This window comes from Erythrobacter fulvus (assembly GCF_028595285.1).
GTDB classification, from domain to species: domain Bacteria; phylum Pseudomonadota; class Alphaproteobacteria; order Sphingomonadales; family Sphingomonadaceae; genus Erythrobacter; species Erythrobacter fulvus.
Genome location: NZ_JAQQXQ010000003.1, coordinates 165,412 through 179,631, shown reverse-complemented (window position 1 = coordinate 179,631; position 14,220 = coordinate 165,412). Strand labels below are relative to the sequence as shown.

Genomic DNA, 14,220 nt, shown 5'->3' with positions numbered 1-14,220 from the left:
GCGGGGTCAGTCGATCCCGCCCTGCCCCGCCTTCGCTTTGCCCGCAGCCTCGGCCAGTCCGCGCGCCCGCGCGTGCAGACCTGCCAGAAGACGCCGAAGAGCCTGCTCTTCCGCAGGATCAAACCCGGCCAGCAATTCACGCTCGATTGCCAGCGCCAGCGGCATCACCTCGGCATGGATAGCGCGGCCCTCGTCCGTCAGTTCGAGCAGGTGCGAGCGACCGTCGACCGGATTGGGCACCCGCGCAACCAGCCCGCGTTCCTCCAGCACCTTGACCGCACGGTTAACCGCGACCTTGTCCATCAACGTCGCGGCCGTCAGCGCACGCTGGGTCATCGCGCCCCCTTCACCGGCACCGTCGCCCAGTATCGCCATGATCCGCCATTCTGGGATCTTCAGCGCAAAGCGTTTGCGATAACGCTCGGCAATCAGCGCGCTGACCGCATTGGAGGCGACCGAGAGCTGGTAAGGCAGAAAGCCGGCCAGCCGGCCCGCATCCTTATTCATAAGGGCGTTCGTCCCACCACGGGTAAAAGTCGGGCATGTCGGCGCTGACCTTGCCCGGATACATCGGCTTGCGCTTATCGAGGAAGCTCGCGATGCCTTCCTTGGCATCGGCCCCGCGCGACAGACGATAAATCGCGCGACTATCGATCTTGTGCGCCTCCATCGGGTGATCGGTGCTGGACAGCCGCCACATCATCGCCCGCGTCATCGCGACCGAAATGGCCGAGGTGTTCTCGGCAATTTCGCTGGCCAGCGACCTTGCCGCATGGAGCAGATCTTCGGGCGCATGGACCGAGCGCACCAGCCCGCCCGCCTTCGCTTCCTCGGCATCGAAGATCCGGCCTGTGTAACACCATTCCAGTGCCTGGCTGATCCCGACGATGCGCGGCAGAAACCAGCTCGACGCGGCCTCGGGCACGATCCCGCGGCGGGCGAATACGAAGCCGTAACGCGCGGTGGTGCTGGCAAGGCGGATGTCCATAGCAAGCTGCATCGTCGCACCGACACCCACCGCGACACCGTTGCAAGCCGAAATGAGCGGCTTTTTCGATTCGAACAGCCGCAGGGTCAGCAACCCGCCGCCGTCGCGCACCCGGCTGTCGGAAAGGCTTTCGACCTCGTCACCGCTCGAGAATACCTGCCCGCCACCCTCGGGTGTCAGATCGGCACCCGCGCAGAACGCGCGCTCGCCGCTGCCGGTGAAGATCACCGCGCGCACCGCGTCGTCGCCGTCGATATCATCCATCGCCGCCATGATCTCCTCGCCCATGGTGCGGGTGTAGGCGTTGAGCTTGTCCGGACGATTGAGGGTGATGGTGGCGATGCCGTCCGACTTGGCGACGGTAATCTGGGTGTATCCGCTCATGCAATTCCTCTCCCGAAGGTGCGTATGCAGGCCCGTTCGCCTGCCCGTTGGCCATACATGAGACACTGTCCGGAAGGGGAAGACAAGCCTGTCAAAACAGCGGCTGGACGCGCCGCCCGCTTGTGCCTCAGGGCGTCCCGTCGCCCAGCAGATCGCCGTCGATGGTCTGCCCGTAATAGTCGCCATCCTTGTGGAACCGCGCGCGGGCTTCCTCGATGCTGCCGGTCTGACGCGGGTCACGCGGGCGCTCGCGGCTGGTGATGAAGGCGGCAACATCCCACGCCTGCTGGTCGGTCAGGCTGCCGCCATTGCCGAAGGGCATGTTGGCCTTCACGAAGCCTGCAGCGTTGGCGGTCTTGGACATGCCCGCGCCCCAGTTGAACGACGTCGGGCCCCATAGCGGCGGAAACGCATAGGTGCCGTCGTCGTTCTTCACGCCTTCGCCGTTTTCGCCGTGGCAGGCGAGGCATTGCTCCTCGTAAACGGCCCGGCCGCGCTGCTGGTCGACGCCGCCCGCTGGCATGTCGAGCTTGAGGAAACCGCGCCCCGGCATTTCGGTGCGGATCGGCACACCTGTGGCGAGCCACGCGAAATAGGTTTCCAGATCGCGGTAGATATCGTCGCCATAGGGCGGCGGAACGCCGGCGGGCGAGGCCTGTGCGTTCATCGAATAGACGAAACAGCCGCGGATGCGGTCTTCCATCGTGTTGATGGAGTCGTTCTTGCTACGATAGGCAGGGTACATTCCCCAAGCCGCCCACATGGGAGAGGCATTGGCGGTTCGTCCGGCATCAAGGTGGCAATTGCCGCAGGTAAGACCGCTGCCGACATAGGGCCGCGCGTATTCGCCGGTATGCAGGAACAGGTCGCGCCCGCGCCGGATCGCGTCACCTTCGGGTCCTTCGGGGATGCTCGCCTCGTCGGGCGGCTGGAAAGCGGCCGGTGTCGCTGCAGCCGTTGAAGCCGGTGCAGGCGTGCTCTCCGGCGCGGTGGCCGGAGAGCGCAGGAGGAACACCGCCAACCCGATCGCGCCCGCCACCAGCAATGCCAGCATTGCGAAAGTCCGGGGCGAGTTCATGCGGCGCTCCTCCGTATAGGCGCTACTGCGCTATCATAGGCCAGTCTTGCGCTTTTAGCGAGGGGCCATCCGGATGGCGCCGTCGAGGCGCACGTCCTCGCCGTTGAAATAGCCGGTCTCGATCATGCACATGGCCAGCTTGGCATATTCGGTGGGGATGCCGAGGCGCTTGGGGAACGGCACCGACGCAGCCAGCGCGTCGCGCACATTCTGGGGCGCAGCGGCAAGCAGCGGGGTATCGAAGATGCCCGGCAGGATGGTGTTGACGCGGATGCCCTCGTTCATGAGGTCGCGTGCGATGGGGAGCGTCATGCCGATCACGCCCGCCTTCGAGGCCGAATAGGCCGCCTGGCCGATCTGGCCATCCTCGCCCGCGACGGACGCGGTGTTGACGATCGCGCCGCGCTCGCCGAACTCGTCGAGCGGGTCGAGCGTGAGCATCCCGGCGGCCGACTTGGCGATGCAGCGGAAGGTGCCGATCAGGTTCACCTGGATCACGAAATCGAAGGCCGAAATCGGGAAGTGCTTGATCGAGCCGTCTTCCTTCGAACGGCTGGCGGTCTTGATCGCGTTGCCGATGCCCGCGCAATTGACCAGGATACGCTCCTGCCCGTGGGCTTCACGCGCCTTGGCGAAACCGGCGTCCACGTCTTCGTCGCTGGTTACGTTGACCTTGCAGAACACGCCGCCGATCTCGGCAGCCATGGCATTGCCCTTCTCCTCGTTCATGTCGAAGATCGCGACCTTCGCGCCCTTAGCGGCCAGCGCGCGGGCGGTGGCGGCACCGAGGCCCGAGGCACCACCAGTGACAACGGCGGGAGTATTGGCTGAAACTTCCATTGAATTTTCCTCTCAGATTGGAATGACTTAAATCAGCCCGCGCGGCGCTTGAGCGAAGGATTTTCGCCTACGAAGCACGGGCGAAAACGCATCAAAGCGCCTCGATGATGGTCACGTTGGCAACGCCGCCGCCTTCGCACATCGTCTGGAGGCCATACTTCTTGCCGTGGCGGCGCAATGCATGAACCAGGGTTGCCATCAGCTTGGTCCCGCTCGCGCCGAGCGGGTGACCAAGCGCAATCGCGCCGCCGTGGACGTTGAGCTTTTCAGGGTCGGCCCCGGTGTGCTTGAGCCACGCCAGCGGAACGCTCGCAAAGGCTTCGTTGACTTCGAACAGGTCGATATCGTTGATCGTCATACCGGCGCGCTGCAATGCGCGGTCGGTGGCGAAGAGCGGTTCTTCCAGCATGATCACCGGATCGCCCGCAGTCACGGTCAGGTTGTGGATGCGCGCCAGCGGGGTCAGGCCGTGGGCCTTCAGGGCCGCTTCCGAAACCACCAGCACGGCCGACGAACCGTCGCAGATCTGGCTTGCCGAAGCCGCAGTGATCGCCCCGTCGGGCGACAGCAGCTTGACGCCCGCGATGCCTTCCAGCGTCGCATCGAAGCGGATGCCTTCATCGACGGTGTGCATCTGGGGGCCTTCGGGCGTTTCGACCTCGATCGCGACGATCTCGTTATCGAATGCCCCAGCTTTGGTTGCGGCAATCGCCTTTTCGTGGCTGGAAAGCGCGAAGCGATCAAGATCGTCCTTGGTGAAGCCGTGCTTCTTGACGATCATTTCCGCGCCCATGAACTGGCTGAAGTTGATGCCGGGGAACTTCTCCTCGATCCCGGCTGCCTTGCTGTAGAGGCCTTCCTTCATGTGCAGTGTGACGTTGGAGCCCATGGGAACGCGGGTCATGCTTTCAACACCGCTCGCAATCACAACGTCCTGGGTGCCGCTCATCACCGCCTGTGCGGCGAACTGGATCGCCTGCTGGCTGGAACCGCACTGACGGTCGATCGTCACCGCGGGGGTCGACTGCGGAAGAAGCTTCGAGGCGAGCACGCCCATCCGTCCGACCTGCATCGCCTGCTCGCCCGCCTGACTGACGCAGCCGGTCACCACATCGTCGATCGCCTTGGGGTCAATGCCCGAACGCTCGACGATCGCGTCCAGCGACTTCGCCAGCAGGTCCACAGGATGGACTCCGGCCAGACGCCCGCCGCGCCGTCCCCCGGCAGTACGAACGGCTTCAACGATATAGGCAGTGCTCATTGCTCTCTCCATGCAATCCGTTGTCGGACAAGGCCTGCGGGCGACAGATCAGTTTCGTATCGCCACTTGCCTTTGACGTTCCGCCTATTGAACCGCGATAAGCAAATCAAGCGCGCAAAATGATGGTCGTGCAAGGGCCAGACGCTTGCCTTGCTGCGGACGGGGTGGCAGGCACCCGCCGGGAGTGGCGATGAAGACCCTGTTCGAACTCAACCCTGCGCTGGATCGCGATGCCCTTGCAGCCCGCTTCGCGGCAACCGGCCGGGTGCAGATCCGCGATGTCCTGACGCCGGAAAGCGCGCGCGAAATGCTCGCCGTGCTGGCGCGCGGAACGCCGTGGGGCATGGCAGTGGGCGCGGGGCTTGAAAAGCCGCGCAGCTTTGGCGCGGGCGAACTCCGCACGCAGCAGGGCCAGCAGGAATTACAGCAGGCGGCACGCGCGGCAGAGGAACATTCCGCGCGGGGCGAATACGGCTTTCGCTTCGCGCATTACCCATTGGTGGCCGCGGTTCAGGAAAATCACGATCCGGGCGGACCGCACGAGGTGATGCTCGAACATATCAATTCCCCCGCCTTCATGGATCTGGCGCGGGACGTGACCGGGATCGGCACGTTGTTCAAGGCCGACGGACAGGCGACGCTGTTCGCCCCCACCCACTATCTCGGCCGCCACATCGACAGTCACGTCGCCGAAGGCTGGGAAGTCGCCTATGTGCTCAACCTCGCCCGCGACGACTGGCATCCGGACTGGGGCGGGTATCTGCTGTTCCTCGACGAAGAAGGCGATGTGGTTGAAGGGTTCCGCCCGCGCTTCAACGCGCTCAACCTGTTCCGCGTGCCGCAACCGCACCTTGTCAGCTATGTGCCGCCCTTCGCGCCAGTCGGACGCATGGCAATGACCGGATGGTTGCGCACCCGGTGAATATCCCGACGCCCCCGGCTAACGCAGCCGCTGCGCTGCTGAACATGCGCATGATGCTGCATTCGGGCAATGCGGCAGGCGCGCGGACGCTGGCAGAACAGGCGCGCCGTGCCTTTCCCGACGATGCACCGCTGGCCGATGCGGCGGGCGATCTGGCGATGAAAGCGGGCGACGTGCCCGCCGCCGAAGCGCATTTTGCCGCAGCCTGCGCGGCTGCGCCGCAAGTGGCCGAATATGCGGTCAATCAAGCCATCGCACTGCAACAATTGGGCCGGCATGGCGAAGCAGTGCAGGTGCTCGCACGGCACGATGCGTCAGGACGCCGCGACGCGCGTCACGCCAGCGTGCGTGCCTTGTCCGAACGCGCGCTGGGCCATCCGGCAGCGGCGGCGCAGTGGTATGACGTGGCGCTATCGCTCGAACCGACGCGGCTGCGTGCGCTACACGGGCGTGCGCGGGTTGCACTGGAACGCGGGGAAGCGGATGCGGTTGCCCGGTTCGATCGGGCGCTGGCCGTCAGTCCCGGCGATGCCGACTTGTGGCTCGGCAAGGCACAAGCGCTCGAAGTCGCTGGCGATGTCACTGGTGCGCGCGTGATCGCCGAACAGATCGTACAACAGGCACCAGGTTTTCTAGCAGGACTTACGTTCCTGTCGGGACTGCGATTGGCGGCGGGGGAGGCCGATTTCACCGCGCCTTTCCGCGATGCTGCCGCACGTGTCCCGCAGGATCCGAACATTCCCGCGACCCATATCGAAACCCTCGCCGGGCTTGACCATGCTGGGCAAGCAGCCGAGGTCGCCGCCGAAGCCCGCCGTCGCTTCCCGAACGAGGCGCACTTTGCGCTGCTTGAAGCGATCCACGCCGGTTCCGCAGGTGATTACGCGCGGGCCGATGCGATTTTCGCCGCCTTGGCGGACGAACGCCCGTTGCGCTTCCTTCACGAAGCCCGCCACCGCCTGCGCGGGCGCGATCCCGAGGCGGCGGAGCGGCTGCTGGTGCGGGTGCTGGCGAGCGATCCGTGGGACATTTCCGCCTGGGCGCTGCGCGGCATGGCGTGGCGGCTGGCGGATGATCCCCGCGCCGAATGGCTCCACGATCAAGCCGGCCTCGTCCAGCTGCGCCCGCTGGTTGGACGCGAAGGGCTGGTGGCAGAGGCGATTGCCGAATTGCGACGCCTGCATGCCGCATCCTCGATGCCGCTGGGCCAATCGCTGCGGGGTGGCACCCAGACCCGCGGCATCCTGTTCCATCGCACCGAACCGGTGCTGGCGGAACTGCACGCAGCGATCCACGCCACACTGGAAACCTACCGCGCGCAACTGCCACCCCGCGACGATACCCACCCTCTGCTGCGCCACCGCGAGGCCCCGTGGCAGTTGCTGGGTTCATGGTCGGTTCGCCTCACGGGGGGAGGAACGGGTGCGGGCGATTATCACACCGCACATATCCATCCGCAGGGGATCGTCTCCTCCGCACTTTATCTCGTGGTGCCGGATGAGGCCGAGGACGAACAGCTCCGCCGCGGTTGGCTGGAAGTCGGGCGACCGCCGCCAGATCTTCGGCTCGATCTCGAACCGCTCAAGGTGATCCGCCCACGCGAAGCGCACCTCGCGCTGTTCCCCTCAACGCTGTACCATGGCACCACTGCCTTCGGTTCGGCGCGGGGCAGCGCGGCGGAGCGCATGACCGTGGCCTTCGACGTGGTCACCAGTGAGGAGCAAACGGCATGAGCGACGCAGCAGCATGGAGCGATTTCTGGGCGGCCAATGCCGGCGCGACGCAAGGCGGGTGCCTGCCGAAGCGCTGGGCCGCGATCGAAGACGCACAACGCACCGCGTGGCGCGGTTTCATCGCTAACCTGCCCAAGGGCGCGCAGTTACTCGATCTTGCCACCGGTGATGGACGGGTGCTGGGCTGGATGCGGGCCGAACGGGCCGATCTTGCGCTCGAAGGCATTGATCTTGCCCCTGATCTGCCGGCTGCACCCGAAGGCACGATCACACGTGGCGGCGTGGCCATGGAGGCTTTGCCCTTCACCGACGCCACATTTGCGGCGGTCGTCAGCCAGTTCGGGTTCGAATATGGCGATGTGGGCAAAGTCGCTGCGGAAATCGCGCGGGTGCTAGCGCCCGGAGGCACGGTCGGGCTGATGGTGCATCGCGGCGACGGACCGATCCTTGAACACAATCTTGCCCGCCGCGCAGCGATCGACTGGGTATTGGGCGAACAGAAACTGGCGCAGGTTGTGGTGACCGCACTTGAAGCCCCCAATGGCGGGCCGCAGGTCGCCGCGCAGGTCGCCGCAGCGGTCGGCATCGTCGGCGCACGCAAGTTCGGCGATGAAAGTCCGGCCTGGGAAATCCCGGAGGCCCTACGCCGCGCCGTATTGATGGGCACGCAGGCAGGAGATGCGGCAATCCGCGCCACGATCGCCGAAATCGAGATGCGGGCCGCGAACGAAATCGGACGCATCGCATCGCTTGAACGGGCCTGTGCCACCGCCGACCGGCGCGAGGAGATCATCGCCGGTTTTGCAACTCACGATCTGCATGAGCAGGCGAGCGAAGACGTGTGCGAGCCTTCGGGCCGTGCCCTCGCCTCTTTCCTCACCTTTTCCTGACATTCACAGCCGCCGCTAGGGCACGGGCGTCGCGCAATGTGCGCGGCTGTTTCCGCACGCCCCAGAGCAGAACAAGAAAAAGGGCGGCGGACCGAAGTCCGCCGCCCCTTTCTTGTCGAGCTTTCGCCCGGCTGCATTCTTAGAACGAGAACGCCACCGATGCGAAGAAGTCGCGGCCGAGCACGTCGTACACGCTCGGGTAGGTGTTGGCCTGCTCCTGGTTGTCGCCCAGCAGGAGGCTGTTCGGACGGTTGTCGACCACAATGCCGTTGAAGGTCGGCGAGCCCGGCAGGGTGTCGAACAGGTTGTTCACACCGAATGCGACGGTCACGTTCTCGCTCGCTTCGAAGGCGAAGGTGAGGTCGATCAGGTCGTAGGCACTGATACGCTCGATACCGTTGAACGCGGCGTAATCCACCGAGTCATCGGCATCATCCACGCCCGACAGGTGACGCCAGCGGACGGTGGTGGTCAGCGGACCGTCGATCCAGGTGAAGCGCGAGGCCCACTTGTACGACGCGATCGGCTGGCCGCAGTTGCCGCCGAACTGACCGGCGCAGACGTCGACGTCCGGACGACCCACAACCGGGGTGAAGTCGTTCTTGTCGGTCCAGGTACCGTTGAAGTTCAGGTCGAACCGCGACGAACCGGTGTCGGTCAGCAGCGAGAACGGAAGCGAGGTGTTGTAGTTGATCTGAAGGTCAACACCGGAAACTTCCTGCTTCGCCGCGTTGATACCGCTGACGAGCGGCGGCGCGTCGACAGTGATCGCACCATCAGCGTTACGGATGCCGATGAAGGGCTGGCACAGCACGCTGGTGGCGTTGCCACCGCTGTAGCACAGGTTCATCAGACCCTGCAGGCTGCCGCCCGCCACGGTGATGAAGTCTTCCACTTCGATATTGAAGTAGTCGGCAGTGATCGTCAGGCCGGGCACGAAAGTCGGCTGCAGAACGATACCTGCAGTCCAGCTGGTGCCGGTTTCTTCGCCGAGGTTCGGGTTACCACCGAACAGCGCCGGGATCTGGGCGTTCAGCTGGACAACGGCGGCATTGCCGACGTTGCCGGCCGGGACGCCGTGTGCCTGACAGATAGCAGCCGAACCGGCGTTGGCACCGATGAAGGCCGCGTTACCGCAGGGGTCAACCGCACCCGGGAAGCCGATCGCCTGACCGCCGAACAGTTCGGCGACGTTCGGTGCACGCACCGCACGCTGGTACTGACCGCGGAGCATCACACCGTCGGTGACGGTGAATTCGGCACCACCGGCGTAGGTCCAGACCGAACCGACGTTATCCAGCGAGTAATCCGAATAACGCGCAGCACCGGTGAGTTCCAGACGCTGGCCGCCGTCGGTTTCGAAGATCGGCACGTTAAGTTCCGCGAAGATTTCCTTCACGTTGTACGCACCTTCGGTCGCGTCACCGGCGTTGAAGCCGATCACGTCACCCGAGGACAGTGCCGTGTCGGGGATGAACTCGGCAGCAACGCGGCGATATTCCGCGCCGACCGCAAAGCCGATGTCACCACCGCCCCAGCCGAAGTCGCCGAGGAAGCCCGAAACGGTGCCCGATGCCACTTCGACAGTCGAGATGTCGCCGTTCTGGGCCTGGATGCTGATCGCATCGACCATGCCCGGGGTCAGAGTGTTGTAGCCGAAGATGTTGATCGGCGTACCGGTGCCATCAAGGCCAGCCTGGAAGGCCGAACGCGAGATGTTACCCGACTGCACGTTGGCGTTACGGGTACGCGCATACGAATAGTAAGCGTCGTAGTTGAGGTTGTCGGTGATCGAACCGGTCACACCGGCCAGAACGCGGAAAGCGTTACGCTCGTCGAGCGAGTTACGCGAACCGGTTTCTTCAACGCGACGCTGGATCGAAGCCGAAACAACACCGAGGCCCGGGAGAGCCGGAGCCGAACCGGCGGCCACGAGCGCGGCGTTCACCGCCTCTTCACGCTGGTCGAGGATGTTGAGTTCGTTGATGATCGCCGGGCTCAGGAACGGCGAAACCGTGGCGATGTCGACGTTGTAGGTGCCGGTCACCGGGGTCGGAGCGAGTTCCTGCTGCACCCGGTTGTTGACGTAGGTCACTTCAGTGTAGGCGCGATGCCCGTCGCTGAACTCGTAATCGGCATAGCCGCCGAGCAGGTAGCGCTCCTGCGGGATCTGCAGATAGTTGACCGGAGCGTAGTTGTAGGTGTCGCCCGCACGCGGACGGCCCACACCCGGCTGATCGAAGATCGCGTCGTCGATCACGAGGCCCTGCGCCAGCGGCAGCGCAGTGCCGGCAACGGTGCGCGAGGTCGGAACGTTGAAACGCGCGGTCGGGAGGGTCGAGGAACCGAACTGCTGCAGCGGCGCGCCGAAGCTTTCGGCACCCAGCGCGAAGTTCGAGAACGCACGGTCGCCCTGGAAGATCGATTCACGGTTGAAGTATTCGGCGTAGACGGTGGCGTTACCGCGACCATCGTCGAAGCTGGTGCCGATCGCGCCGTACATCTGGTAGCGTGCACCGTCACCACGCTCGGTGATCGAATACTGGCCACCCATTTCGAGGCCTTCGACCTTCTTGAGGCGGAAGTTGACGACGCCCGCGAGCGCGTCCGAACCGTAAACAGCCGAGGCACCGCCGGTCACGACGTCGACCGACTCGATCAGGAACTGCGGGATGGTGTTGAGGTCGACCACCTGGTTGGTGTCGAACGAGACCCAGCGACGGCCGTTGACCAGCACCAGGGTACGGGTCGAACCGAGGCCGCGCAGGTTCAGGGTGGCGGCGCCGTTACCGGGGTTGTTCGAGAAAGCGGTGGTGCCCGGGATGACCTGCGGCAGGGTGTTCAGCACCTGCTCGACGTTGACGGTACCCGAAAGCTTGAATTCTTCAGCTTCGACAACCGCGACCGGAGCGGCGGTGTCGACGTTGCGCTGCTGAATGCGCGAACCGGTAACAACGATGAAGTTGTCTTCCTGCGCCGCGGTTTCGGTGGTGTCCGCATCCTGCGCGTAGGCGGGGGTGGCAATCATGGCACCGGCCATGATCGTGCCCGCGAGGAGCGAAGCCTTGTTAAATCGAGTCATTTCTGTCCCCTTGATGCACGCACGCCAAAGCGACGCACGCAGTCCAAAGTCACGGGCGGATGCCCGGATTGCGCCCCTCTATGTCAATCGACGCATCTACCGCAATCATGTGCACGCCAGAGCCCACGAGTTGCGCAAAGACTGTTGCATTCTGGCGACAGTCCTATTCAGGCGAGGCTTTATCTCGCGCCGGTTTGGCAATATTGCTGCGCGTATGTGCCGCCCGCTGGCAAATTTCCGCCTGCACGGCCGCGCGGCAAGGGAGAAAACCTCATGATGATTGAACGGCCTGCAACACGTTTCGGCAGGTTGGTTGCTGCAGGGGCGGCCGGTCTGCTCGCACTTGGCGGATCGGGTGAGGCCAACGCGCAGGAAGCCGATTACATCGAAGCGCTCAAGGAGTGCCGCGCCATCACCGATGCGGCCGAACGGCTTGCCTGCTACGATGCCAAGGTCGGATCGATGGTCTCTGCCAGCGAGGCGGGCGATGTCCGCATCGTCGATCGCGACGATGTGCGTCGCACCCGGCGTCAGCTATTCGGGTTCACCGTGCCCGACCTCGACATCCTCGAAGGCGACGAACAGGACAAGGAAGCGAGCGAGGTCCTGGAAACCACCATCACCGGCGCACGGCAGCTTAGCGGCAAGGCGTGGCGGTTTACCACCGATGAAGGCGCGGTTTGGGAAATCGCCAATGCGCCCCGACGCCTAGCCCCGATCAAGTCCGGCGACAGCGTGATCTTCAAGACAGCTTCGCTGGGATACTATTTCATCCGCATCAACGGCCAGATGGGGGTCAAGGGCAAGCGCATCGAATAGGCGCGCGCCGCAGTTCGACAATCAAAAGGGGCCCGGCCTTTTCGGCCGGGCCCCTTTTTTGATGCGGTAGAATCCGCCGGTCAGAGCCCGCCAGGCCCGCAATCATTCGCGAGATAGTCGAGCATCTTGGTATAAAGCTGCTGCTGGTGGCTGAAGCTCAGGGTGTTGCCGAAGTGGTCGGCGCCCTTCATCGTGATGAACTCACCCGTCTTTCCGGCTGCTTCGAAGGCCTTCTGGTAGTCCTTCATGTGGTAGTACATCACGCGGCGGTCGACATCGCCGTGCACCATCAACAGCGGTATATTGACCTTGGCGACCTCGTTGATCGGGTTCACCGTGGTGCCGCCGCGGTGGCGGTTCCATTCGTCAAGCGTCTTCAGAGTCGTGTCGCGACGGCCGAGATACTGTTTCTCGGCATCGGCCACCGCCGCTACCGCAATCGCGCACTGGTAGAGTTGCGGTTCGCGGCTGAGCGAGACCAGCGCTGCATAGCCGCCGTAAGACCAGCCGAAGAAGGCCACCCGATCGGGATCGGCGAGGCCCTGTTCGATCAGGTATTGAACCCCGTCGTCCTTATCGTCTTGCATCGCAAGGCCGTGCTGCATGTAGCCCGCGTCAAAGTGGTTCTGGCCCCAACCGGTGGAAATGCGGATCTCGGGGTGGAACACCATGTAGCCATTGGCTGCGAGCATCTGGCCCATCTCATCATAGCCGACCATGCCGTTCACCGCCGGGCCGCCATTATGCTGGACAACCAGAGGGAACGGCGGCTTGCCCTTCGGGATGGTCACGTAACCGGGGATGATCATCCCATCGCGCGCCTTGTAACGGATATACTTCACATCGGCGAGTTGATCGGGATTGACCAAGGGGTTGCGGCTGCCAAGCTTGGCAAGCTTTCCGTCTTTGACCAGCCAGAACGAACCCGGATCGTGCGGACCGCGGTTGGTGACGATCATCGAGCTGCCGTCGAGCGACCGGCTCGCGATCGAAACCTGCCAGGCATGCGGAATTTGCTGCTCCAGCGCGTCGTAGAGGGCCTTTTCTTCCTCGTCGAACCAGAAACGCTCCATCTTTTCACCCGGGAAGCGGGCGGCGACGAGCTTTGAGTTACCGGGGATCGAGTGGAACTGGGCGGCCATCACATCGGCATTGTCGGCCTGGAACAGCTTCTTGCCGATCTGGCCTGTGGTGAAATCGAACTCGTAGAGCCCCGCCTTGTCCTCGCCGGCGGGGTTGTCGATCATATAGCCGATATTTGCATTGTCCGGATCGAAGCCGACGATTCCGTGGAAACCGCTGAGTACCCGGTAAATGTTCTTGGGATCTTCGATGTCGAGCTCCTGGAACTTGGTCCAGTCGCTGTCCCCCGGCTTGCGATAATAATAGATGTACTTGCCGGCGTCGAAGTCGGGCGACACCGCAAAGCGCTCGTTGCCATCGTCATCCCAAGCCGAAACGCTGCGGATCTTGCCGCCGGTCCGCAGGACCAGCTCACGTGCGCCGGTCTTGAGATTGAACTTGAAGTAGGACCTCGGGCGGAAGGCGGCCAGAGGATCGACCCCGTTCGGATCGGCAACCGCGGTACCAGTGCTGATCAGCACGTGGTCGGGATCCTTGGGCAATGTGTTGACGATGCCGAAATTGCCGTCGACCCGGTTGAACTTGTTTTCTTCGAGACTGTAGGAATAGGCGAGGTAATCGCGCACATCCGCTTCCGGCCGCTTCACGGATTGTCGACGGACCTGCCACGCAGTCCCAAAAATGAAATCATTGCTGACCCACGACGCGCTGATGATTTCCATCGGATCGGCGTTGAGACGCCGGAAGGGCTTTGACAGATCGTCGGTCTTGTAGATTTCCAGCAGATATTCGCCATCGCGGCTTTCAACCTTGTGAACCAGCAGATGCTTGCCGTCGGGCGAGATCTGCACGGCGTTAACGACGTCGCGCAGCGCCCAGACGTCGACCGGCACGCTGCCCTGCGCCTGAGTATCTGCGGGCGCTGCAAGGGATAGGCCGAGAACCGAAACGCCCGCCATCGCGGCCATGAGGGGTGCTTTGAGGAATTTCATGGGAGCAACTCTTTCCAGATTGGTTTCCAGAAACGGACGGGCTGCAAGCCCGGGGTCTTCGCGCAAGACCGGAACAGATACGAATACAACAAAAAAGCGGCCTCTCGACAAGCTGCGAGAGGCCGCCCTTTCCGTTCAGTCAAACCAT

11 protein-coding genes are annotated in these 14,220 nt (G+C 63.7%); 4 read left to right on the top strand and 7 right to left on the bottom strand.

The features are described 5' to 3' along the window. Window positions 1–6: 6 nt before the first annotated feature. The 5 genes from OIK40_RS05315 to OIK40_RS05295 all read right to left on the bottom strand — a co-directional run bounded on the left by OIK40_RS05315 (window position 7) and on the right by OIK40_RS05295 (window position 4,551). Window positions 7–507, bottom strand: coding sequence for a MarR family winged helix-turn-helix transcriptional regulator (locus OIK40_RS05315; protein WP_273676825.1), 501 nt, complete (start codon window positions 505–507; stop codon window positions 7–9). Continuing rightward, a complete protein-coding gene (locus OIK40_RS05310) occupies window positions 500–1,372 on the bottom strand; it encodes a crotonase/enoyl-CoA hydratase family protein (RefSeq protein WP_273676824.1) in 873 nt (290 codons plus the stop codon). The genes OIK40_RS05315 and OIK40_RS05310 overlap by 8 nt, the downstream gene beginning before the upstream one ends. Window positions 1,373–1,499: 127 nt before the next feature. After that, entirely contained in the window at window positions 1,500–2,450 is a 951-nt protein-coding gene (locus tag OIK40_RS05305) for a c-type cytochrome (RefSeq protein WP_273676822.1), read from the bottom strand. Between the two features lie 54 nt (window positions 2,451–2,504). Next, on the bottom strand, window positions 2,505–3,290 hold the full coding sequence (locus tag OIK40_RS05300) for an SDR family NAD(P)-dependent oxidoreductase (protein WP_273676821.1): 786 nt from the start codon (window positions 3,288–3,290) through the stop codon (window positions 2,505–2,507). 91 nt (window positions 3,291–3,381) lie between these two features. Next, entirely contained in the window at window positions 3,382–4,551 is a 1,170-nt protein-coding gene (locus OIK40_RS05295; protein ID WP_273676820.1) for an acetyl-CoA C-acetyltransferase, read from the bottom strand. Between the two features lie 190 nt (window positions 4,552–4,741). Between OIK40_RS05295 and OIK40_RS05290 the strand changes: the two genes are divergently transcribed. From OIK40_RS05290 to OIK40_RS05280, 3 genes are read left to right on the top strand one after another with little or no spacing between them, the layout of a single operon-like run. Then, window positions 4,742–5,473, top strand: a complete 732-nt coding sequence (locus OIK40_RS05290) for a 2OG-Fe(II) oxygenase (protein WP_273676983.1) — start codon at window positions 4,742–4,744, stop codon at window positions 5,471–5,473. Beyond that, a complete protein-coding gene (locus OIK40_RS05285) occupies window positions 5,455–7,206 on the top strand; it encodes a putative 2OG-Fe(II) oxygenase (protein ID WP_273676818.1) in 1,752 nt (583 codons plus the stop codon). Before OIK40_RS05290 ends, OIK40_RS05285 begins: the two co-directional genes overlap by 19 nt. Continuing rightward, the gene (locus tag OIK40_RS05280; RefSeq protein ID WP_273676816.1) at window positions 7,203–8,096 is read left to right on the top strand and encodes a class I SAM-dependent methyltransferase; all 894 of its coding nucleotides are present in this window, start codon (window positions 7,203–7,205) and stop codon (window positions 8,094–8,096) included. The genes OIK40_RS05285 and OIK40_RS05280 overlap by 4 nt, the downstream gene beginning before the upstream one ends. Before the next feature lie 139 nt (window positions 8,097–8,235). Here the strand turns inward: OIK40_RS05280 and OIK40_RS05275 are convergent, their stop codons facing one another. Next, window positions 8,236–11,178 carry a TonB-dependent receptor domain-containing protein gene (locus OIK40_RS05275; RefSeq protein ID WP_273676814.1) on the bottom strand — a complete coding sequence of 981 codons (2,943 nt, stop codon included), beginning with the start codon at window positions 11,176–11,178 and terminating at the stop codon, window positions 8,236–8,238. Window positions 11,179–11,451: 273 nt separating this feature from the next. Here OIK40_RS05275 and OIK40_RS05270 point away from each other — a divergent pair, with 273 nt between their 5' ends. Beyond that, window positions 11,452–11,997, top strand: a complete 546-nt coding sequence (locus OIK40_RS05270; RefSeq protein ID WP_273676813.1) for a hypothetical protein — start codon at window positions 11,452–11,454, stop codon at window positions 11,995–11,997. Between the two features lie 80 nt (window positions 11,998–12,077). Here the strand turns inward: OIK40_RS05270 and OIK40_RS05265 are convergent, their stop codons facing one another. Then, the gene (locus tag OIK40_RS05265; protein WP_273676811.1) at window positions 12,078–14,072 is read right to left on the bottom strand and encodes an alpha/beta hydrolase family protein; all 1,995 of its coding nucleotides are present in this window, start codon (window positions 14,070–14,072) and stop codon (window positions 12,078–12,080) included. Between the last annotated feature and the right edge of the window lie 148 nt (window positions 14,073–14,220).

Excerpts from the sequence above, each read along its gene's own strand:
- OIK40_RS05315 (WP_273676825.1), bottom strand. The coding sequence starts at position 507 with ATGAATAAGGATGCGGGCCGGCTGGCCGGCTTTCTGCCTTACCAGCTC.
- OIK40_RS05310 (WP_273676824.1), bottom strand. The coding sequence starts at position 1,372 with ATGAGCGGATACACCCAGATTACCGTCGCCAAGTCGGACGGCATCGCC.
- OIK40_RS05305 (WP_273676822.1), bottom strand. The coding sequence starts at position 2,450 with ATGAACTCGCCCCGGACTTTCGCAATGCTGGCATTGCTGGTGGCGGGC.
- OIK40_RS05300 (WP_273676821.1), bottom strand. The coding sequence starts at position 3,290 with ATGGAAGTTTCAGCCAATACTCCCGCCGTTGTCACTGGTGGTGCCTCG.
- OIK40_RS05295 (WP_273676820.1), bottom strand. The coding sequence starts at position 4,551 with ATGAGCACTGCCTATATCGTTGAAGCCGTTCGTACTGCCGGGGGACGG.
- OIK40_RS05290 (WP_273676983.1), top strand. The coding sequence starts at position 4,742 with ATGAAGACCCTGTTCGAACTCAACCCTGCGCTGGATCGCGATGCCCTT.
- OIK40_RS05285 (WP_273676818.1), top strand. The coding sequence starts at position 5,455 with ATGGTTGCGCACCCGGTGAATATCCCGACGCCCCCGGCTAACGCAGCC.
- OIK40_RS05280 (WP_273676816.1), top strand. The coding sequence starts at position 7,203 with ATGAGCGACGCAGCAGCATGGAGCGATTTCTGGGCGGCCAATGCCGGC.
- OIK40_RS05275 (WP_273676814.1), bottom strand. The coding sequence starts at position 11,178 with ATGACTCGATTTAACAAGGCTTCGCTCCTCGCGGGCACGATCATGGCC.
- OIK40_RS05270 (WP_273676813.1), top strand. The coding sequence starts at position 11,452 with ATGATGATTGAACGGCCTGCAACACGTTTCGGCAGGTTGGTTGCTGCA.
- OIK40_RS05265 (WP_273676811.1), bottom strand. The coding sequence starts at position 14,072 with ATGAAATTCCTCAAAGCACCCCTCATGGCCGCGATGGCGGGCGTTTCG.